Genomic DNA, 20,651 nt, shown 5'->3' on the forward strand with positions numbered 1-20,651 from the left:
ACTCGCCTCCGCTTCGTCGGCTGCTCTTCTGGTGGGCAGCAGGTCGTCTCCAGCATGGTTGCTTGCTGTTACCTACTTTTCCCGTCACCTTATTCCGACCAACCCTGCCATCGGACCAGTTGCTCGAGCTCGCGCCCGGACGCCGGCTCTCTTGGCTCCCCCAAACGGGGGCAGAGCCGAAGCCACGCGCGAGTCCTTCGTGGGAGACACCGCCGAGCTCAAGAACCTCAGAAGGGCATCCGCTGGGACAGCCGCGCTGTCACCGCCTGGGACAGGTCGGGTGACAACCGTGCCAGCCAATCGATGAGATGATAATCGAGTCCGATGAGGACCCGGGCGGAGTTGCGCCGGATGCCTTGGACGATGCGGCTCGCGACCCGGCGGGTGGGAATGGAGCGGCCGGTGATGAAGCGCGCCGCCCGTAGATGGCGTCGTCGGCTCACTCGCCCAGGCTGCGAACCGAGAAGACGTCGTCGGCGATGGTCTCGTTCACCTTCCAGCTCTTGCGGACAAGCCTGGTCCAATTGCCCCTGGTGTTGTCGACCATCTTGAGCTCGGTCGGGCTGCAGACGTTTCCCTCGCAGGTGTAATTGGAGCGGGTCTCGGTCTTGATGTTCGTGCCCGCCGCGTTGGAGTACCGTAGCTCGCTCGGCAAGGTCTTGTCCTTGTTCACCGTGAGCTGGATCTTCGAGTACGTCGTCGCCTGGCCGGCCCTGGGCGTGGCGATGAGCTTCCACTGCGTCGGCGTCTCCGAGGCGATCCGTCCGGTGTAGGCGCCGCTGTACGACGTCGTGGCCATGTCGTCCTGGCTGAAGGCGAGGCCGAGGAAGCCCTGATCGGCGGTGTGGCTGGCGATGCGCCGGACCTTCCCGAAAGCGGGCAGGAAGACATACATTTGCGTCGGAGAAATGATCAGGACCTTGGTCCCCTTCATGTCCGCGGGGGCGAGGAACTCGCCGAGCCTTTTGTCTCCCTTGAGCTTGACCGTCATCCCCAGCTTCCGCTCCGCCTTGCCGGGCTCCTGGTTGATGACCTCGTACTCGAAGGTCAGGGTCTTGGCGCGGTTCATGGCCGCGTCCATGGCGGCGAGCACCTTGTCACCCGCCGCGTCGGCGCGGGCCGTGCCGCTCGCGGTGAGGGTCGCCGCGACAAGTGTCCCGAAAAAGACAGCCATCCATTTCATCATCACTGCTCCTCGCTTCGAGCGGAGAGTGCCTGTGGGACCGCTCATCAACAACGGTTTCATGCTCCTCTCACCGATGGTCCGGGGCAACACGGTGCTCGGAGGCGTCGATCCGCGCACCACGCGGAAACATCTCCCCGGTCTCGTGTGCTGGAGAAGTCGCCGAGCCCGGCTTCCAGGTGGGCGAACCCCAGGGCGGAAGGCGTGGGTCGAGGTTAGAATCCGCCAATGAACTTCAGCCCATCCAGCCGGTCATCTGTCGTCGTGGCGGAGCTGGGGCCTACGAATACGGGGAAGACCCACCGTGCCATCGAGCGCATGCTCGAGCACGAAACGGGCATGATGGGGCTCCCACTCCGACTGCTCGCTCGTGAGGTCTACGACCGGGTGACCGCTCGCGTGGGCGAGGGGCGGGTCGCATTGATGACGGGTGAAGAGAAGCGCCTACCTCCTCGCCCCGATTACTGGATCTGCACGGTCGAGGCGATGCCGACCGATCGACCGGTCGACTTCCTCGCCGTGGATGAGATCCAGCTCGCCGCCCACCGGGAACGCGGGCACGTCTTCACCGATCGACTTCTCCATGCGCGTGGACGCCGGGAGACCTGGTTCCTCGGCGCGGACACGATGCGGCCGATGGTCCAGGCGCTCATCCCCCATGTATCGTTGAAGCGCGCGACCCGCCTGTCCCAGCTCCGCCATTCCGGGAGCCGGTCCCTGAAGAGCCTTCCTCCGCGCTCGGCCGTGGTCGCGTTCTCCGCGGACCGCGTGTACGAGCTAGCCGAGGCGTTGCGCCGGCTCCGGGGCGGTGTCGCCGTGGTGCTGGGAGCGCTCTCCCCGAGGACGCGCAATGCCCAGGTGGCGATGTACCAGGCCGGGGAGGTTCAGTACCTCGTGGCCACCGATGCCATCGGGATGGGCCTGAACCTCGACCTCAACCACGTGGCCTTCGCGGCGCTCTCCAAGTTCGACGGTGCCGAGCAGAGGGAGCTCTTCCCGGACGAGCTGGCCCAGATCGCGGGCCGCGCGGGGCGCCACCTGAACGACGGGAGCTTCGGAACGCTGAACACGCTGCCCGAGCTGCATCCGCGAGTCGTGTCGGCCATCGAGTCCCATCGGTTCCCGTCGGTACGAAGTCTCATCTGGCGCAATGCGACGCTCGATTTCTCGAGCCCGGAGTCCCTGCTCGATTCGTTGTCGCGAGCACCGAACCACAGTGCCTTCGTCCGGGTGGAACGCGCGGACGACTTCGATGCGCTCAAGGAGCTCTCGCACGTTCCAGCCATTCGAGAGGTGGCCACCGACCGGGCCACGGTCGAGTTGCTGTGGCAGGTCTGCCAGATTCCGGATTTCCGCAAGGGGCTCTTCGGTCAGCACGTCGCGCTGTTGCGTGAGACCTTCCTTCAGCTCTCCGCGGGTGACGGGAAGCTGGAGCATGACTGGCTGGCCAGACAGGTGTCGCCGCTCGACGATGTTTCCGGAGACATCCACACGCTGATGGACCGGCTGGCCGCCATCCGCATCTGGACGTACATCAGTCATCGTTCGAGCTGGATCCACGACGCGGAGCAGTGGCAGGAGCGCACCCGCCACATCGAGGACGCATTGGGTGACGCCCTTCACGAGCGGCTCGTGGAGCGCTTCGTTCAGCGGGCCGCACGCAGGAGCGCACGCCGCTTCGTGAGAGCCACCCCCCAAGCCGCCGCCGGGTCGGACAGCCCCTTCGCCAGGTTGGGGCTCCTGTTGGGGGAGGTGCCGGGCGCCACCGGTGCCGCGGTGACGGAGGAGCAGTTCGTCCAGCAGGTGGTCGACGCGACGCATGAGGCCTTCCAGGTGGACGCGTTGGGAAACATCTCGTTCGAGGGGCAGCCGCTGGCCCGTCTGGTTCGCGGAAAGGACCGGCGCTCACCGCAGATCGCACTCACGGAGCCGGAGGTCTGGACCGGAGGCGCGAGGCGGCGGCTCGAGCGCCGTCTGGTGGCGCTGGCGCGGGACCTCGTCACCGAAGCCATGGGAGGCTTTCCGGCCGAGGCCCTCACCGGAGGGGATCGCTCCGCCGCGATGCGGGGACTCGCCTACCGCCTGGCCGAGGGGCTGGGCGTGATTACCCAGGGTGAGGCGCGCGAGCAGTGGCGGATCCTGGACGATGAGGCACGCGAGCGCTTGAGGGCACTGGGCGTCCGAGAGGGACAGCGATTCCTCTACGTCGCCGAGGCGCTCGCACCGCCCGCGCTCGAGCGGCGCTGCATGCTGACGGCGCTGTTCCTTCAGGTGCCCTCACCCAAGGGCGTTCCGCGAGAACCGGCTGTCGATGTCGCCGGGTTTGGCGGCCGGGACGCGCGAGCCTTCGGGTATGAGGTGTTCGGTACCGTGGCGTTGCGGCTCGATGTCGTCGAACGGCTCGGCGAGGCGCTGCGCCACCCGCAGGGTGCCCGGCAGGCGCACACGATCATGCAGGAGCTGCGTCTGGAGAACGGTGTTCGCGCACGGGTTCTGCGAGAGCTCGGAGGACGAGCCGCGGGCGTTCCGTTGAAGAGGAGGAGACGGCGGCGGCCGGCACGAAGTGCCTGACCTCCGTCCCAGGCGGCTCAGTTCAACGTCCCGCACTCGGCGATCCGCTGCACCCTGAGCGCGGCCAGTCGCTCCAGCGGCGCCGCCGCCTCCGGTCCCTCGAGCACCGCCACCGCGCGGGCGATGGCATCCAGGGTGGACATCCCGGACGGGTGCGTGGGATCGCGGAGCCGGAGCATCCCGGGCGCGGGCGGCGGCAACACCAGCCGGGGGAGTGCCCGCAGCGCGGGAAGCCGCTGGGTCATCCGCCGCGCCTGCGACCAGCTCGCGTCCAGCACCACCAACCGGCTCGGCATGGGGGCGTCCTGCGGCGCGGTGGGGCCATCGGGGTAGAGCAGCCAGGTGCCAGGCTCGGACAGCAGGGCGGTGTCGAATGACCCGGCCTGTACGCCATAGGTGAGCAGCTCGGCATTCGCGAGGGCCAACGCGGCCACCCGCCCGGTGTTGCTCTTCTTCGGAATCTCCACCACGTGCTGGAGGATGAGGAAACGGGTGCGCGTCTCCACCCGGGGGATCTCGGCACACAGGCACAGGTGCAACGGGAGGTTGCAGCGGAGACAGCGGGGCCTGGGGAAGACACGAGAAGACATCCTCTGGCATCCTGTTCCGGTGGCCGTGGGAAGAGAAGTGTTCGTTTCCGCTCCCAGGAGCGCCGCCCTGGCCTTCCAGTTGCGACCGGCATTCGACCCACGTATAGGGAAGGCACCGTGTCACTGGCTCTCCGCATCTTCACGCTCGCCCTTCTCCTCGGCTGGCAGGCCATCGCCAGCGGAGTAGGCTTGCCGCACTTCTGCCCGAAGCAGGCGAGGACGAGCACCGCCTGCCAGTGCCCACACGAAGAGAAGAAGGCTGAAAAGGCCTCGCACGACGAGAAGACGTTGCGGAAGGACTGCTGCGACGCGCTGGACCGGGACATCCCCGCGCCGGCCCTCGTGGACGTCTCCAGCCACGCCTCCCCGCTCGCGGTCCCACCGGCCCCGTCGGCGTGGCCCACCTCCAAGGCTCCCGAGAGTGGCAATCGCCTATCGCTCGCCCTCTGGGACACGCCCCAAGCCCAGGGGCCACCCGTCTTCCTCCGAGTCCGCTCGCTCCTCATTTGAGCTTTCCCGGCGCGCGCCGAGTGCCGCGCCGGACGGGAGAGGAGTGGCCCGGGGTGTTCGCGCCGCGCTGCCCCTCTTCCTCTCGAAAGCCTTGAGGGGCCGGGCACGCTTTTCCGCTCCGGCCAGCCAGTCCCTTCTGCCCTGGAGCTCGACTCACGTGTTGACACCTTCCGGGTGCGCGCGGGCCTTCGCGGCCGCCGCATTCCTCCTCCTCTTTCCGCCCTCCTGCCAATCAGGAGGGAAGAAGCCGTCCCAGGCCGAGCGGGCCCTTCGCGAGTTCGCAGGCGCCTATCCGCTGGAGGCCCGTCCCCACGGCACGGTGCGCACCTTCGACCTCGTGGCCGAACCTACCGAGGTGCCACTCATCGACGGCCAGTCCCTGCGCGTCTGGGCCTACAACGGCCAGGTGCCGGGGCCCCGGTTGCGCATCCGCCTGGGCGAGACGCTACGGGTCCGGTTCACCAACCGGCTGCCACAAGAGACGACCATCCACTGGCACGGCGTGAGGCTGCCCAACGCCATGGACGGCGTGCCCCACGCCACCCAGCCGCCGGTGCAGCCGGGAGAGACGTTCGTCTACGAGTTCACCCCGAAGGATGCCGGCACCTTCTGGTTCCACCCGCACGTGCGCAGCAGCGAGCAGGTGGAGCGCGGTCTCTATGGCGTGCTCATCGTCGAGGACGCCGAGCCGCCGCCCTACAGCCGCGACGTCGTGTGGGTCATCGACGATTGGCTGCTCGATGAGACGCGGCAGATCTTCCCGCGCTTCAACACCCGGCATGACCTCGCGCATGACGGGCGGTGGGGCAACGTCATCACGGTGAACGGTCGGACCGACGAGGTGTTGCGCGTGCGCCCGGGCGAGCGCGTCCGCCTGCGCCTGCTCAATGCCTCGAATGGGCGCGTGGTGGCTCCGGACTTCTCGGGCCTCCACGCCAGGCTCATCGCGGTGGATGGGATGTACCTGCGAGCGCCCATCGACCCCTCGGGCTTCGAGCTCGCCCCCGGCAACCGCGTCGACATCGACCTCACCTTCAACCAGCTCTCGGGGGCGCCCCTTCGCATCTTCGACCGGTTCTACGCGCGTCAACCCAACCACCTGGCGGACATCGTGCTCGAAGGCGACGTGGTGGACACCCCGGCCTTTGGCTCGCCGGCACGCTCACACGTGCCCGACTGGAAGGTGGGGCTCGAGGTGCCGGAGCACCACACCTTCCGGTTGAATGCGCGGAGTGGAGGCCCCCTGGGTATCGAGTGGACCATCGACGGCAAGGCCTTCGCCGGGCATGCGCACGCACACGAACCGGGCCTGACGCTGAAGCAGGGCCGGTTCTACCGGCTGCGGTACGTGAACGAGTCGGCGCGCCTGCACCCCATCCACCTGCACGGGATGTTCTTCCGGCTGCTCGCGCGCGATGGCGTGCCGGTGGAGGAGCCGTTCTTCCGCGACACCGTCCTCGTCCACGGACGCGAGGAGGTGGACATCGCGCTCGTCCCCACGGATGTCGGCAGTTGGATGATGCACTGCCATATCCTCGAACATGCCGAGGCCGGCATGATGACAATGATTGACGTCGAGAAGGAGTGAGAGGACCCCATGGAAGTGATACTGGTCTCGTTGGTGGGAATCGTGGTGTTTGGTGGCTTCTTCCTCGTGTTGTGCCCGGAGTGGTGGAGCACGAGCCTGGGCACCCTCAAGGACAAGAAGCCGGAGAAGAAGGCGATGGATGCCGGGGATCCCGCGAGTCCCAAGGCAGATACCTGAGCCCTCCCCTCCTGGAGCAGGCTCACCCGAGAGAACCCTGGGAGCCATCCCTCCGACCCCGCCAGCGAGCCAGGAGCCCGACGACACTCATGACGACCCACTCGACCGGCGCGGGCCTGGGAGCGGAGGGTCTCTCCGCGGCAATGACCGGAGCCGGAGCCACGACGGGCCGCCGCGCGGGCTCGGGCCGACGAACCGGACATGTCGGCATGGTCGCGGCGGAGGCCATGGGGCGGTAGACCTCGGTGCGCTCGTCCTCGTCAGCCGCGACGGGGCGAGGCGGACTGGGAGGTCCGTTGCCGGTGGAGCCGAACTCCGCGAGCCGCTCACCCAGCGTGGTCTTGAAGAACCGGGCAACCGCCGCCGGTGACGAGTTGAGCCGGTGGTGGGCCATCACCGCCTCTATCTCCTCGCGCATGGCCGCGGCGGAGGGCGTACGGCGCGCCGGATCCTTCACCAGGGCGCGCAGGATGAGCTCCGACACATCCTGGGGGATGTTGGGATTGAGCCGCGACGGCACGGGGGGCGGCTCACTCAGCATGGCGCTGAGCGTGGCCGCGTCATGGTCGCGCTTGAAGGGCAGCTGGCCGGTGAGCAGTTCGAAGAGCACCACCCCCAGGGCGAACACGTCGTTGCGCGCGTCCAGGGGGCGGCCCGCGGCGGCCTCGGGCGAGATATAGGAAATCTTCCCCTTCAGCTCCCCCACCCCGGTGTTCTCCTCGCCCTGCACTTTGGCGATGCCGAAGTCGCTCAGCTTGATGGCGCCGTCGAGCGAGATGAGAATGTTGTGGGGACTCACGTCACGGTGCACCACCGGGTGGGGCACGCCGGCCGGGTCCACGTAGCCGTGCGCGTAGTGCAGGCCCGCAGCCGTCTCGGCGACGATGCGCAGCGCGTGCTCCATGGGCAGCGCGAGGCCCTTGCGCCGCAGCTCGTTCATCAGCTTCTTGAGGTCCGGGCCGCGGACGTACTCCATGAGGATGTAGGCCACGCCGTCGGACATGCCCACGTCGAACGTCTGCACGACGTTGGGGTGCGTGAGGCGCGCGTTGGCCCGCGCCTCGGCGAAGAGCATGTCGACGAACTCGGCGTTCTCCGCGAACTGAGGGAGGACCTTCTTCATCACCACGAACTTCTCGAACCCCCTCACGCCCACCTGCCTGGCGAGGAACACCTCCGCCATGCCGCCCTGGCCCAGCCGGCGGATGATTCGCAGACGGGTGGCGCCAATGGAATTATTGATGTCCGGGCTGTTGCCCTGGGTGTTCGCGTCCAGCCGGGAGGAGCCGAAGAGGTACTGGCTGAGGGCGCGCGGCTCGAGCGCCTCGAGGTCCTCCAGCGGCTGCTCCACCAGCGACGAGCGGTTGAGCAGCGGCACCAACCGGGGAATGGAGGGCAGGCGCGCGGCCCCTCCGCAGATGGGGCACTCGCGCTCGAGGCTGGCATTGGCGCGCAACCGGGTCAAGTACTCGGAGGCCAGCGCGCGCTGGTGGTGCTGATGGCCGCAGTTGCGGCACTCGCACGGCAGCCACAGCGTGCCGATCGGCACGGTGAGTGGCTTGGAGAAGCGTGTCAGCGCGCCGAGCACCGGTGGAGGCACCCGGCACAGCACCACCTCCCTGGCTCCCTGCGCCGCCAGGGCGAGCACCTGCTCCAGCCTGGGAATCGCCTCGGGCTCCACCTGGGTGACGTGAGCGAAGTCGAACGCGACACGCCCCTCCAGGCCCGAAGCCAGCCGGCGCACGTTCAGGCTCTCCTTCAGCTCGCTGGCCACGGTGATGTACGTGATGTCGTCCTGGACGATCTTCAGGTGCGTGACGAGCGGGCCAGGCGCACTGGGCGCCGTGGCGCGCAGGTAGCGCATCACCACCGGGTCCACCGTGCCGAACTGTTGGCGCTTGACGTAGTCGAAGAATTCGCCCGGCGGTTCCGCGAACTCCAGCTTTCCAGCGCATACCGGGCAGGAGTGCTCGGGGGCCTGGCCCCCGGTGAGTAAGAGCGCCTCCGACTGCAGATCCACCACGCGCAGCCGGTCTTCCCCGCAGGCGCGGCACATGTAGGGCGCGAGCACCGACAGCACCCGAGCCACACCGGCGAAGCCCTCCACCATATTGAGCTGGTCCACCACCACCGGTGGCGCGTTGACCACGTAGAGCGAGAGGCCCTCGGGGGGCAGCTTGCTGGCGAACTCCATCCACCGCCGCACGCCGAAGGAGCTGATGCGCTCCACCCGGCCGAGGTCGACGATGATGAGCCCACCGAGGTCTGGCGAGGAAGACGTCAGCGGGAACGTCTCATCGATGATGCCACCGATGCGGATGTGGTTGATGGTTCCCACGCGCACGCGGCTGATCGTGGCGTTGGACCCCTGTCTGGCCGAGCGGTTGTCCAGGGACTTCATCGCCCTGGAGGCTTTTGAGCCTGTGCCAAGAACGGGAGGAGGAGAGAACATGACAGGGCCCAACAAGGAATGGATGAAGCTCGAGGACTCGAGGACAAACGTGAGGCGGCCGGGGACTGCCCGGGCTTTCGGGGGTAAAGAGGGAATGTCCCGGCCGACGTCCCAAAAAAAATCAGTGCCGGGCACGCCCCTCGTCTCCAATCACCAAGGGGCGGCATGCACGCCAGCACTTCGCTCAGTACTCGCCGTATTCGATGGTCCGGGTGACCGCCTGGCTGTACTCGCTCACCAGGTTCTGAGCCTGGGTGCTCATGTCGGAGAAGTCCCGGAATCCCTCCTCGGTCTGGTTCCGCAGTTCCTTGATGATCCCATTCTTGAGCTTGTCCGTGTCCCCACCCAGTAAATTGGAAATCGTATTCACCAGCGAGTTCTTCGCGGCGGTGAGGGCGGTCTTCGTGAACCCCGGCGAGAGTTCGGTCACCACGCTGAACAGGGTGTCCGCGTGGCTCTTGATGGTATCTATGTCCTTGCCCGCGTCCTTGACCGCCTTGACGAATCCCTGGTGCAGAGCCCCCACGAGGTCCCCCAACGCTCGCGCGGACTGCTTGTTGGGCGAGGCCGGCTCGTTGGCCCCCCCGAGGGTGCTGGGATTGAACATCTCCTGGCGGAGCTTGGGAATGAGCTGCTTCGTGACGAAGGACCCGAGCTCCTTGTTCTTCGAGTCACTGTCGAAGAGCCCCGCGCGGAGGAAGTTGCCCAGGGCATTGCCCGACGGGTCCGAGGGATCGTTCCCCACCTTGTTGTTGTTCAGGCGCTGGATGATGCCCTTGGCGTCGCTCTTGAAGAGCCGGGTGAGATCCTCCACCAGGGCCTTGCGATCGGGCCTGGCCCCGTCCTCTCCCAGCAGCGAGGCGGCATCGCGGAAGACCCTCGTCTTGAGGTCGTCATACCGAGGGCCCTGCTTGTCCGCGAGCTGGCGGAGGATTTTCTGGGCACCATCCTGCCGCGAGCCCGCCAGATGCGACTTCCCGACGTCGAAGGGAGGCCGGCTCAGCGCCGTCTTGAGGATGTTGGACAGCCTGTCCTCCCCCTTGCCCTCCGGCAGGCCCTTCCCCAGCTTTTCCGCGTAGTCCACGACCAGCTTGGGGTCGGACGCGAGCACATCCGTGAACTTCTGCGCCTCAATGGCGGACTTGCTCTTTTCGACGGTCGCCACCGCCGTGTCCAGATAGGTGCGGCGGATGGACTCACTTGCCTCCGGCTGCTTGAGCACCGGTGTCAGGAAGTGGCTGGCGTTGGCCGCCGCCGCGTCCTTGGCGATCTTGTCGGCGACAGCGGGCGGAAGCTGGTGGGTGCTCGTGGCCAGGGCCTTCAGCGCGGCGACCTGTTCGCCGGAATTGCTGAAGGTGTGGTGGGCGGCCACCTGATTGGCACCGTGCTTGAAAAGTGCCTCGGACTCCTTGTCACCCAATCCTTTGTAGAGGTCCTTCAGGAACGCGGGGTCGTTCTGGTGCGCGCGAACCGTTTCGACGAAGTCGGTCGCCCGGAGGTCACGCCCGAATGGGCCCGGGTACCGGTTCGGATCCTTCAACAAAGCCGCGGCCTCGGTGCCCGTCGGCGCATCCTTGGCCTTTTCCTTGGTATTCGATTTCGATGTTGGTTTTTCTGTCGGGGTCGGTGGAGCCGGCGGGGGCTGCGTGGCCTGGGGACCGGGCTGCGGCGAAGGCTTGGCGGTCGGGGTATCCGGCTTGGACGCCGGAGGAGGAGTGGGAGACGGGTTGGGCTGCGGATTCGGAACTCCCAGCTTGGAATAGTCCGGAGCCGAAGAATCCACACCGTCGCGCTGATGTGGGGGCTTCTCACCCGTCTTGGCTTCCCGGGTCTTGTTGGATGGCTTCGGCTCTGGAGGTTGAGTCGCCTGAACCTTGGGGGGAGTTGTGGACTGCTTCGGGGAAGGAGATACCTTTGCCATGGTGCACTCCGATACGTGTACGGGGGATGCGCGCGGGAAGAGCCCTACGAGATCATCGTCCCGTAACCCATGATGGCCTTGTCATTCCAAGGCATCGTGCGCCGGGCGACGCTGTCGCTGGAGTTACCAGAAATATACGTGATGTACTTCTGGCCGTTCTTCTCGAAGACCTTCTCCACGATGCCGACGTGGTCCGCGGGCTTCTTGGAGTTTCCATTCCACTGGAAGGTGACCGCATCGCCCTTCTTGGGATCGTGGCGTCCCTTCCACTGGCCCTTCGCCTCGAGCTGATCGGCAATACCCTGCGCGAGGGAAGACTTCGGCTTCGACAGACCCGCCTCCTTCGCCGCCCAGCTCACGAAGTCCGCGCACCACGCCTGACCATTCTTGCCAGTCATCTCCTTCGTGAACTTGTTGCTGTTGTTGCGCCCCTCCTTGTAGCCAATCTGCCCCTTGGCGGCGTCGAGGAGCTTGTCGAGCTTCTTGTCCTTGCCGCTGGAGGTCTTCTTGGTCTCCTTGGGGCCGTCGACGAAGGTGTCCCGGGTCGAGTAGCCCTTGGGCTTCTCCTTGGACTTCTGATCCGACTTCGCTGGACCCATCTTCGAGCTGGCGGTGGACGACTGGAGCGGCTTGAGGGAGACGGTGTTCTTCTTGGCGGAAACGGAGACTTCCATGGTGATTCCTCTTTCTTGGATGAAGAACGACGGGGGTGTTGAGAATCGCAGGCGAGTGATGGACCCACCTGGGTGACTGAAACTGGAGGTGTGAGGCGGGACGGGGGCTACGCCGAGGGGCCCGCGCCGTCGTACCAACCCAGGATCTTCTTCACGTAGGCCTGGGTCTCCGAGAACGGAGGCACTCCCTTGTACTTGTCTACGTTGCCCGGGCCCGCGTTGTACGCGGCCAGCGCCAGGCGCTCATCGCCCTTGTAGCGCTTGAGCATCTGAGACAGGTACTTGGTACCGCCCTCGATACTCTGGCGGGGATCCGAGCGGACCTTGACGCCCAGTCCCTTCGCCGTCTCTGGCATGAGCTGCATCAATCCCTTGGCGCCCGCCGGTGAGGTGGCGTTCGGGTTGAAGCCCGACTCCGCCTGGATGACGGCCTTGATGAGACGTGCGGGCACGTTGTACTTCTTCGACATCACCTTGATGATGTTGTCGTACTTGTTGGACGAGAAGCCGCTCAGGTCGTTGTTGCCCTTCACCGAACCGGCTTTGTCCGTCCCCTTCGCGTCCTGCGACGACTTCGTGCCACCCGTGTCCTTCGCATCGGCCGTCCGCGCCGGATTGTTGGCCTTCGGCTCGCCGCCGGAGAACGTCACCAGCTCGCCCGTCGTCTTGTAACCCTTGGGCCCGCCCTTCAGCTGCTTGCCATCCGCGCTCAGGGTAATCTGCTTCCCGGTGGCCGGGTCATTGGCGTAGTAGACGGGCTTGCCGTTCTGCTTGCCACGGCCGGTGATGGTGATCCAGTGGTCCGTGCCGGTCTTGCTGTCTCCGCCCGCCTTGTAGTCCACGCCGACCACCACCGGGCGGCCCGCGTCGATCTGCTTGTTGATTTTATCGAGGCTCCAGGCCTGCTTGCTGGCGCCCAGGCCCGCGGCCTTCGCGGCCTTGTCCCAGATGATGGCGTTGCCCGAGTAACCACCGTTCTTGTCGAGGTGGCGGTCGAGCTCGCCAGGGTTGATGACCTTGCCGGAAATCTTGCTGACGGCCATGGCGGCGGCCGTCATGGCACAGCCCTGGGCAGCCACGGTGGAGCCGGAGCCCAGCGTGCGCGAGCCCCAATCCGAATCACCCTGGCGATACATCGGCGTGCCGTCCTTGGAGGTCGGGAACTTGCGGCCGTCGTCGTCGCGCACCTTGCCCGGCCCGCCGCCCTTCGCCGCGGCCTCGGTGAAGGTGTCGCCGCCCGCGGCACCGGAGGACGATCCGGCCTTGGAACGCATGTCATCAAACCCATCCGACATGCCTGGGATGTGCAGCATCTCGTCCGTCTGGATGTGATCCGCGTTCTTGATTTGCGGATTCACCTCCATCAGAGCACCGATGCTGATCCTGTTGTTCGCCGCAATGCGAGAGAGCGTGTCACCTGCCTTGATGCGATGGTCCATGGGAATTTCCTAGGAAGAGAGTGGAAACACAAATGACTGACAGCTGATTCATGTATCGGCTTCACGAATAAAGTGTTGCATCCCCAGACTCTTTTCTTCGCGGCTCCCATTCACAATCCCAGACAAGAATGGGTCGTCCGCCCGTCGCCCGAGCCCCCTTCCAACAGGTGCTCGGCGGGATGAGCCCCAGGACGCGCCCCCTACGCCCAGGCCGCCGGAGAACGGCCCACATTCCCGGCGAGCCAGAACCCCTCCCGTGACATGCTGGGCACGGCGGATGGCCCAGGGTGCCGCCCGTCCGAGAGCAGGACCAGATCCGCCAGTCACGGAGGAACGGCGGGGCAAGGGATACCAGTGGACTTCAAAAATTCAGGCGGGCTCATCTCCACTCCGTGCGTGAAGCGGCCAGGGGCTTTCCTGGCGATTTCGGGGGTAAAAGAGGGAGTGGCCTTTCCGGCGTCCCAAAAAATCCTTCGGTCGCTCGCGTGGCGCCTGTGCCCCGCCTCCGACGCATTGGAAGACAAGGATTCTTCTCGAAATCTCATCCAATGAAAGAGTGCCCCCAAGAAACGACGCTGAGCGACTTCCTCGCGGGGTTGCTCTCCGAGGAGCGCCGAAGTCTGGTCCTGGAGCACGTGGAGCACTGTGCTGACTGCCAGTGGGTGCTGGCCGCGGGTGATGGCGCCCGGGCCTTCGCCAGCCCCTCGGCGGCGCTCGCCGGGGAGCACGCCCCACCGCTGCTCACCCCAGGGTCCACGGTCTCCCGGTTCGTGGTACGGGAGCGCATCGGCTCTGGGGCCATGGGGGTGGTGTACGCGGCGGATGACCCGGAGCTGGGCCGCCGGGTAGCCCTCAAGGTGTTGCGTCCGGAGGGACACCAGCGGCAGGAGTTGCAGCAGCGGCTGCTGCGCGAGGCGCAGGCGCTGGCCCGGCTCTCCCACCCCAACGTCGTCACCCTCTATGACGTGGGCACCTACGGGGACGGCATCTTCCTGGCCATGGAGCTGGTGGAAGGCACCACGCTGGCGGAGTGGATGAAGGAGCCGCATCCCTGGAGGGAGGTGCTGCGGGTCTTCCTGGATGCCGGGCGGGGACTGGCGGCCGCGCACGCGGCGGGCCTGGTGCACCGCGACTTCAAGCCCGCCAATGCCCTCATGGGGAAGGATGGCCGGGTGTACGTGACGGACTTCGGCATCGCCCGTCTGCTGCACCAGGAGGACGGCCCCTCGCCGCAAGCGAGCCCCGAGACCCCTGTCCATCCGATGGGGCAGCTCACCCGGACAGGTTTCGTCCTGGGCACGCCCGCCTACCTCGCCCCGGAATTGCTACGGGGCCAGCGCGCGGACGCTCGCTCGGACGAGTTCAGCTTCTGCGTGGCGCTCTACGAGGCCCTCTTCGGCATGCGCCCCTTTCAGGGAGAGACCCTGAGGGAGCTGGCCGAGGCCATGCAACAGGGCCGGGTGCGTCCACCCGGGCGCGAGGTGAAGGTACCCGCCTGGGTGCGGCGCGCGGTGCTCCGGGGGCTGCGAGCCGAACCCGGAGAGCGCTTCCCTTCCATGGAGTCCCTGCTGGCGGCCCTCGACCCGCCCCGGCGGATTTTCACCCGGGTGGTGGCCACGGCGGCCGTGGCCGGCGTACTGGGGGCCATCGCTGCCTACGGGGTGACGCATCGGCGCGAGGTGCGGTGCGAGCAGGAGGTGGAGAAGCTCGCGGTTGCTTGGAGCCCCGCGCGGCGAGAGCGGGTTCGTGCGGCCTTCCTCGCCACGGGCGTCCCCTACGCCCCGCCGGCCTGGGAGCGGCTCGCGACGGCGCTGGACGCCTACACCTCCCAATGGAGGACGCTGCGGACCGAGGCCTGCGTGGCCGCGGGCAGCGACACCGCGGACGGCGCCTCCTGGCAGACGGCCGCGTGCCTCGACGCGCGGCTCTGGCAGCTCGCCGCCGTGACCGAGGTCCTGGAGAAGGCGGACGCGCTGACGGTACAGAACGCCGACCAACTGACGGCCTCCCTCGAGGGGCTCACCGGCTGCCGGGACGCGCCCGTGCTCTCCAGCCGCCCGCAGCCGCCCGATAACCTCCGCCCCCGGGTGGAGGCGGTGCGGCACAAGCTGGCACAGGCCCGGGCCCACCTCGTGGCGCGCCGGCACTCCGAGGGCCTCGCGGTGACGTCGGCCCTCCTCGAGGAGCTGAAGGGGCTCGACTACAAGCCGCTGGAGGCGGAGGTGCTCCTGGCTCACGGCGAGTTCCTCGGGGGGGCCAACAAACCGAAGGAGGCGGAGGAGGTCCTCTATCAGGCCCTATGGGCCGCCGAGGCCGGACGTGACGACGAGACCGTGGCGCGTGCCTGGCTGGAGCTCATCTGGGTGGTGGGCGAGGAGATGTCCCGCCCCGCGGAGGCGGAGAAGCTCGTCCGGCACGCCCAGGCCGCCGTCGAGCGGCTGGGACGGGAGCGCATCCCGGACATCACGACGGAGCTGCACCAGCGCCTGGCTTCGCTGCGGGAGCTGCAAGGCAACCTCACCCAGGCGGAGGAAGAGGCACTCCAGGGCCTGGAGTTCTCGCGCAGGAGGAATGGACCGGACAGCCTCCGCACGCCCAACCTCCTCCACCAGCTCGGCAGGATCCGCCTTCTCCAGCGCCGCTTCCAGGAGTCGCTGGAGCTCCACCTCCAGGCTCTCGAGCAGCGCAAGCGCCTGCTGGGCACCGACCACCCGGACCTCGTGGTCTCCTACAACAGGGTCGCCGCGGCCGCCATACAGGTGGGCCGGCGCGCCGAGGCCGTCGACCTCTGGAGCAAGGCCCTGGCCATCCAGGAGGCGTCTCACGCCCGGGAAACCCCCGTCCTCGCGGGTATTCTCCTGAACCTCGCCATGGTCCTGCGCGTCGAAGGCCGGCAGGAGGAAGCGTGGTCCATGCTCGAGCGGGCGCGCGCCATCTTCGAGCGCACCCGTGGACCCAACCACTACTCCGTCGTCCAGGTGCTCGTGGAGCAGGCGACGCTGTCCGCCGAGTCAGGCCAGAGCGACAAGGCGCTCGCCCTCTGCACCGAGGCCCTGGAGCGTCTCCAGCGTTCGCTGGGCCCGGACACACCGCGCGCCTCCATGGCACTGACGATGCGGGGTCGGTTTCACCTGAGCGCGGGCCACTATCCCGAGGCACGGCGCGACCTGCTGGATGCGCTGAAGCGGATGGAGAAGGAGCAAGGCCCGGAGGGGGCGGGCATGGCGACGGTGCTGCTCCCCCTGGCCGAGCTGGCCCTGGACACCCAGGCGCCGAAGCAGGCGCTCGAATATTGCGAGCGTGCACTGAAGGTCATCGAGAAGGCCGATGGCCCGGAATCCATGAGCGGTGCCAGCGCCCTGACCTGTGTCGGGAAGGCGCACCTGGCGCTGGGCGCCGCGGAGAAGGCCGTACCGCTGCTCGAGCGCGCCCGGAGCATCCAGACCCGATGGGGCGAGCCCCGGGAGCCGGCGACCGCCGCGAGTACCACCTTCCTGCTGGCCCGGGCGCTCGTGGAAACGCGCTCCGCCCCGGACCGGGCGCGTGCGCTCGCGCTGGCCGAGGAGGCCCGGAAGTGGCTGGAGTCCGTGGGAGTCCGGGGCCGGCCGGAGCTCCAGAAGGTGCAGGACTGGCTGCGGCGTGAGGGGAAGCGATGAGCGAGGAACGAAAGACAGGCGCCCTGGCGGCGCTGATGCGGGAGCACGTGCCACCGGCGCAGCGCGCGGAGCTGGAGGCCCTGGAGGGGCTCGAATCGCTGCTGCACAAGCACGTCGAGGCGGCCCGGACCGCGTGGCCCACGTTGTCGCTCCCGGCCGAGGCCTTCGTGCGGCACCTGGCCCGGCACCTGCCCGCGGGAAAGGCCTCGGAGGTGCTGCGCATCCTTCATGGCGCCGACCTGTACCTGGCGTGCGCCTGCTCCACCGGGGAGCCCTCCGCCCTCCGGGCCTTCGAGCAGAACATCCTCCGGCACATCCCCACCCGGCTCGGGGCGTTGTCCCCCAGCATGCTGGAGGAGGTGCTGCAGGTGCTCCGCGAGCGGCTGCTGGTGGGCTGCGGGGAAGAGCCTCCGAAGATCGCGAGCTACGGGGGCCGGGGGCCACTGCTGACCTGGGTGGGCATCATCGCCGCGCGCATCGCCGGCGAGCTGGTGGGCCGCAACGGGCGCGAGCTCCTCGTCACCGAGCCCCCGGAGGCATTCGCGCGGATGCTGGCCTCGGGCAACCCGGAGCACGAGCTGCTCCGCGAGGACGCACGCCAGCTCCTCGTCGAGGTGCTCCGGAAGGCGGTGACGGCGCTCCCCGAGCACGAGCGCGCCCTGCTGCGCCTGCACCACTTCCATGGCTTCACCATGGACCGGCTCGCGCTCATGTACGGCGACTCACGCTCCGGCGTGGCGCGCAAGGTCGCCCATGCCCGCGAGCTGCTGCTCGAGCGCGTCCATGCGGAGCTGGCTCCCCAGCTGAAACAGGACCACCTCAGGATGGAGAGCCTCCTGGGGCTGGTGCGCAGCCAGCTGGATATCAGCATCCAACGGATGCTGGGCTGAAACCACTCCAGCCGCGCGCCAGCCTGTCCAACCGAAGATAGTGTCCACTTGACACTTACATGCCGGATGTTGGAGAACCGGGCGCATGACGACGCCCGGAAAGCCCGCCGATCCCACGCGCGGGGAGCGCGCCCGCCTCTCGCTCGAAGGACTGTCCGTGGGGGACGCGTTCGGGGAGCGCTTCTTCGTGTCCCCGTCCGTCGCCCAGTCCATGGTGGAGCAGCGGACCCTGCCACGCGAGCCGTGGAGCTACACGGACGACACGGAGATGGCGCTCGCCATCGTGCGGGTGCTCAAGGAGCACGGACGCATCGACCAGGACGCGCTGGCACGGCTGTTCGGCCAGCGCTACCGGAGGAATCCACGCCGGGGCTACGGCGCCACCGCGCACGACATCCTGCAGAAGATCCACCTGGGGATGCCCTGGCGGACGGTCTCCTCCGAGGTCTTCGAGGGCTCGGGCTCCATGGGCAACGGTGGGGCCATGCGCGTGGCACCACTGGGAGCCTGGTTCGCGGATGACCTGGCGCGGGTGGTGTCCGAGGCCCGGGCGTCGGCGGAGGTGACTCACTTCCACCCGGAGGGACAGGCGGGAGCCATCGCCATCGCCGTGGCGGCCGCGTGGGCGCACCGCTGGAAGGAGACACGCTCGCCCGCGAGCCAGCTCTTCGACACCGTCCTCGACCACACGCCCCCGGGAGAAACCCGGGAGGGACTGGAGAAGGCACGCAAGTGGCCGCTCGAGGCGACACCCACGTCCGCGGCCCGGGCGCTGGGCAGCGGCCAGCGCGTCATCTCGCAGGACACCGTACCCTTCTCGGTGTGGTGCGCGGCCCGGCACCTGGACAGTTACGAGGAGGCGCTCTGGAGCACGGTGGCGGGGATGGGGGACCGCGATACCACTTGTGCCATCGTGGGCGGCATCGTCGCGCTGAGCGCGGGGCGTGAGTCCATTCCCCGCGCCTGGCTCTCGGCGCGCGAGCCGCTCGACGCGGCCTGACCACCCCGCTCACTCCTCCTCGGCGGGGGCCTCCATGTACTCGGGGGCGTTGATGCCCAGCAGCGCGAAGGCGCTGCGCAGTGTCTGCTTGAGCGCCGCCACCAGCGCCAGCCGGCCCTGCGTCTTCTCCGCGTCCCCGCTGATGATGGGGTCCGTCTTGTACTTCGTGTAGTAGCTGTGGAAGTCGGTGATCAGCTCCTGGCAGAAGTACAGCACATGGTGCGGCTCGAGCCGCTCCGCCGCGCTCGCCACCACGTCGGGCAACTGGCTCATCTTCTTCAGCATCACCAGTTCCTCGGGCAGGGTCAGCCGCGCGAGCTGGGCCTGCGTGAGGTTCTCCACCCCGACGAACGGAGTGCCCTTCTCCGCCGCCTTCTTCAGGATGCTCGCGCACCGCGCGTGGCCATACTGGAAGTAGAAGACAGGGTTGTCCTTGGACTGCTTCTGCACCAGGTCCAGATCGAAGTCGAAGCGCGCGTTCGCCGTCTTCATCAGGAAGAGGAACCGGCACACATCCGGGCCCACCTCGTCGATGAGATCCTCGAGCTCGAACACCGTGCCCTTGCGCTTGCTGACCTTGACCTCCTCGCCGCCGCGCGTGATGCGCACGAGCTGCACCAGCAGGAAGTCGAGCCGCTTCGGCTCCAACCCCAGCAGGATCATCCCCGCCTTGATGCGTGGCGTGTGCCCGGCGTGGTCCGCCCCGAGCACGTCGATGATGCGGTCGAAGCCCCGGTCGTACTTCTCCTTGTGGTAGGCGAGGTCCGCCGTCAGGTACACGGGCGTCCCGTCGCGCCGGAGGATGATGCGGTCCTCGTCATCCCCGTGCTGGCTCGTCATCAGGAACGTGCCGCCCAGCTGACGGTCCGTGTACTGCGCGGCCTTGCTCTCCCCGCTGCGGACCTTCTCCGTGTCGCGCCGGGCCTCCGCGGCCTCGTACGTCACGCCGCGCCTGGCGTACTCCTCGGCCACCGCCTTCACCTTGCCCGCCGCGTGCAGCGAGGCCTCGCTGAAGAACACGTCGTGCCGGATGTTCGCCTTCTCCAGCGACGCCTGGATGGCCTTCATGTTCTCGCGGATGGCCACCGCGGTCGCCAGCGGGAGCCACTCGGACTCGGGCGCGCGCAGGTACTTGTCGCCCACCTCCGCCTTCCACGTCTTCGCGATGTCGATGACGTACTCGGCCGGGTACTCGCCCTCGGCCAGCTCCACCTGCTCGCCGAAGAGCTGCCGGTAGCGCTTGTGTACCGTGCGGCCCAGCGTCTCCACCTGCTTGCCGTAGTCGTTGATGTAGAACTCGCGCGTCACGTCATGCCCGGCCGACTCCAGCAACCGGGCCACCGCGTCGCCCATGAACGCCCCGCGCGCGTGGCCGATGTGCACCGGGCCCGTGGGGTTGGCCGACACGAACTCCACCATGATGCGCTTGCCCGTCGACTTCGGCGCCCGCCGCCCGAACGTCTCCCCGGCGCTCAGCACCTCGCGCGCCACCTGCTGGATGACCTGCTCCTTGAGCGTGAAGTTCAGGAAGCCCGGACCCGCCACCTCCACCTTGGCGACCAGCCCCTCCTTGTCCACCAGGCCCTTCACGATGGCGTTGGCGATGTCGCGGGGCGGCTTGCCCTCGGGCTTCGTGAGCAGCATCGCCACGTTGACCGCCCAGTCACCGTGGGCGGGGTTCTTCGGGGGCTCCACGGTGTAGCCAGGCACCTGCTCCAACTTGAGCGTGCCGGCCGACTTCAGCGCCGCGAGCGTGTCAGCAATGAGAGCGAAAACTTTCTGCCGCATGAGGACATCTTCTCCAAATGTCGAGAACCGAGAGGCGCGCACTCTAGAGCCGAATCGGCATGGACTTCACGGCTTCCGTGCACCCGATGTCCTGTTCCGTCCGTCGCCGGCGCGCTGTCGCGCCGATGACACCCGGAGCACCCCTCCGGGCAGCCGGACGAGCAGGCCCGGGATTACGGGGCCGTACGGCGTCCCTGAAGCCCTCGAGACGT

Annotated in this window: 14 protein-coding genes and 1 pseudogene; 7 read left to right on the forward strand and 8 right to left on the reverse strand. The window is 67.7% G+C overall.

Going from position 1 to position 20,651, the window contains the following annotated elements:
* Positions 1–227 precede the first annotated feature (227 nt).
* Both NR810_RS50265 and NR810_RS50270 read right to left on the reverse strand, forming a co-directional pair.
* Positions 228–443, reverse strand: coding sequence for an SDR family oxidoreductase (locus NR810_RS50265; protein ID WP_257463297.1), 216 nt, complete (start codon positions 441–443; stop codon positions 228–230).
* Positions 440–1,174, reverse strand: coding sequence for an outer membrane lipoprotein-sorting protein (locus NR810_RS50270; RefSeq protein ID WP_257463298.1), 735 nt, complete (start codon positions 1,172–1,174; stop codon positions 440–442). Before NR810_RS50270 ends, NR810_RS50265 begins: the two co-directional genes overlap by 4 nt.
* Positions 1,175–1,411: 237 nt before the next feature.
* On the opposite strand from NR810_RS50270, the gene NR810_RS50275 reads away from it, so the two are divergent.
* Positions 1,412–3,754 carry a helicase-related protein gene (locus NR810_RS50275; protein WP_257463299.1) on the forward strand — a complete coding sequence of 781 codons (2,343 nt, stop codon included), beginning with the start codon at positions 1,412–1,414 and terminating at the stop codon, positions 3,752–3,754.
* A gap of 17 nt (positions 3,755–3,771) precedes the next feature.
* Here the strand turns inward: NR810_RS50275 and NR810_RS50280 are convergent, their stop codons facing one another.
* Positions 3,772–4,344 carry a tRNA-uridine aminocarboxypropyltransferase gene (locus NR810_RS50280; RefSeq protein WP_257463300.1) on the reverse strand — a complete coding sequence of 191 codons (573 nt, stop codon included), beginning with the start codon at positions 4,342–4,344 and terminating at the stop codon, positions 3,772–3,774.
* Positions 4,345–4,461: 117 nt separating this feature from the next.
* Here NR810_RS50280 and NR810_RS50285 point away from each other — a divergent pair, with 117 nt between their 5' ends.
* The 3 genes from NR810_RS50285 (at position 4,462) to NR810_RS50295 (ending at position 6,619) form a co-directional block, all read left to right on the forward strand.
* Entirely contained in the window at positions 4,462–4,854 is a 393-nt protein-coding gene (locus NR810_RS50285; RefSeq protein WP_257463301.1) for a hypothetical protein, read from the forward strand.
* Positions 4,855–5,011: 157 nt separating this feature from the next.
* Positions 5,012–6,442 (forward strand): multicopper oxidase family protein, encoded by a 1,431-nt coding sequence (locus NR810_RS50290; RefSeq protein WP_257463302.1) that lies wholly within the window; start codon positions 5,012–5,014, stop codon positions 6,440–6,442.
* Between the two features lie 9 nt (positions 6,443–6,451).
* Positions 6,452–6,619: a hypothetical protein gene (locus tag NR810_RS50295; RefSeq protein ID WP_257463303.1), complete on the forward strand. Its 168-nt coding sequence runs from the start codon at positions 6,452–6,454 to the stop codon at positions 6,617–6,619.
* Between the two features lie 103 nt (positions 6,620–6,722).
* On the opposite strand, the pseudogene NR810_RS50300 reads toward NR810_RS50295, so the two are convergent.
* The 4 genes and pseudogenes from NR810_RS50300 to NR810_RS52500 form a co-directional block, all read right to left on the reverse strand.
* Positions 6,723–9,020 (reverse strand): annotated as a pseudogene (locus NR810_RS50300) (protein kinase domain-containing protein); the annotation flags it as partial.
* A 235-nt stretch (positions 9,021–9,255) separates the two neighbouring features.
* Positions 9,256–10,611, reverse strand: a complete 1,356-nt coding sequence (locus NR810_RS50305) for a hypothetical protein (protein WP_257463305.1) — start codon at positions 10,609–10,611, stop codon at positions 9,256–9,258.
* A 425-nt stretch (positions 10,612–11,036) separates the two neighbouring features.
* Entirely contained in the window at positions 11,037–11,666 is a 630-nt protein-coding gene (locus NR810_RS50310) for a CHAP domain-containing protein (protein WP_257463306.1), read from the reverse strand.
* Positions 11,667–11,773: 107 nt separating this feature from the next.
* A complete protein-coding gene (locus NR810_RS52500; RefSeq protein ID WP_306819200.1) occupies positions 11,774–13,105 on the reverse strand; it encodes a transglycosylase SLT domain-containing protein in 1,332 nt (443 codons plus the stop codon).
* 548 nt (positions 13,106–13,653) lie between these two features.
* On the opposite strand from NR810_RS52500, the gene NR810_RS50325 reads away from it, so the two are divergent.
* From NR810_RS50325 to NR810_RS50335, 3 genes are all read left to right on the forward strand, one after another.
* Positions 13,654–16,761, forward strand: a complete 3,108-nt coding sequence (locus NR810_RS50325; RefSeq protein ID WP_257463307.1) for a tetratricopeptide repeat protein — start codon at positions 13,654–13,656, stop codon at positions 16,759–16,761.
* Positions 16,758–17,651, forward strand: a complete 894-nt coding sequence (locus NR810_RS50330; protein WP_257463308.1) for an RNA polymerase subunit sigma-70 — start codon at positions 16,758–16,760, stop codon at positions 17,649–17,651. The genes NR810_RS50325 and NR810_RS50330 overlap by 4 nt, the downstream gene beginning before the upstream one ends.
* Before the next feature lie 85 nt (positions 17,652–17,736).
* Positions 17,737–18,651: an ADP-ribosylglycohydrolase family protein gene (locus tag NR810_RS50335; RefSeq protein ID WP_257463309.1), complete on the forward strand. Its 915-nt coding sequence runs from the start codon at positions 17,737–17,739 to the stop codon at positions 18,649–18,651.
* A 9-nt stretch (positions 18,652–18,660) separates the two neighbouring features.
* On the opposite strand, the gene argS is transcribed toward NR810_RS50335, so the two are convergent.
* Positions 18,661–20,439, reverse strand: a complete 1,779-nt coding sequence (gene argS / locus NR810_RS50340) for an arginine--tRNA ligase (RefSeq protein ID WP_257463310.1) — start codon at positions 20,437–20,439, stop codon at positions 18,661–18,663.
* Positions 20,440–20,651: the final 212 nt, after the last annotated feature.

Origin of the sequence: Archangium lipolyticum, assembly GCF_024623785.1 — a bacterium.
GTDB classification, from domain to species: Bacteria; Myxococcota; Myxococcia; order Myxococcales; family Myxococcaceae; genus Archangium; species Archangium lipolyticum.

Bases quoted from the DNA above. Each gene is read 5' to 3' on its own strand.
- NR810_RS50270 (WP_257463298.1), bottom strand. From the start codon at position 1,174: ATGGCTGTCTTTTTCGGGACACTTGTCGCGGCGACCCTCACCGCGAGC.
- NR810_RS50275 (WP_257463299.1), top strand. From the start codon at position 1,412: ATGAACTTCAGCCCATCCAGCCGGTCATCTGTCGTCGTGGCGGAGCTG.
- NR810_RS50280 (WP_257463300.1), bottom strand. From the start codon at position 4,344: ATGTCTTCTCGTGTCTTCCCCAGGCCCCGCTGTCTCCGCTGCAACCTC.
- NR810_RS50295 (WP_257463303.1), top strand. From the start codon at position 6,452: ATGGAAGTGATACTGGTCTCGTTGGTGGGAATCGTGGTGTTTGGTGGC.
- NR810_RS50310 (WP_257463306.1), bottom strand. From the start codon at position 11,666: ATGGAAGTCTCCGTTTCCGCCAAGAAGAACACCGTCTCCCTCAAGCCG.
- NR810_RS52500 (WP_306819200.1), bottom strand. From the start codon at position 13,105: ATGGACCATCGCATCAAGGCAGGTGACACGCTCTCTCGCATTGCGGCG.
- NR810_RS50325 (WP_257463307.1), top strand. From the start codon at position 13,654: ATGAAAGAGTGCCCCCAAGAAACGACGCTGAGCGACTTCCTCGCGGGG.
- NR810_RS50330 (WP_257463308.1), top strand. From the start codon at position 16,758: ATGAGCGAGGAACGAAAGACAGGCGCCCTGGCGGCGCTGATGCGGGAG.
- NR810_RS50335 (WP_257463309.1), top strand. From the start codon at position 17,737: ATGACGACGCCCGGAAAGCCCGCCGATCCCACGCGCGGGGAGCGCGCC.
- argS (WP_257463310.1), bottom strand. From the start codon at position 20,439: ATGCGGCAGAAAGTTTTCGCTCTCATTGCTGACACGCTCGCGGCGCTG.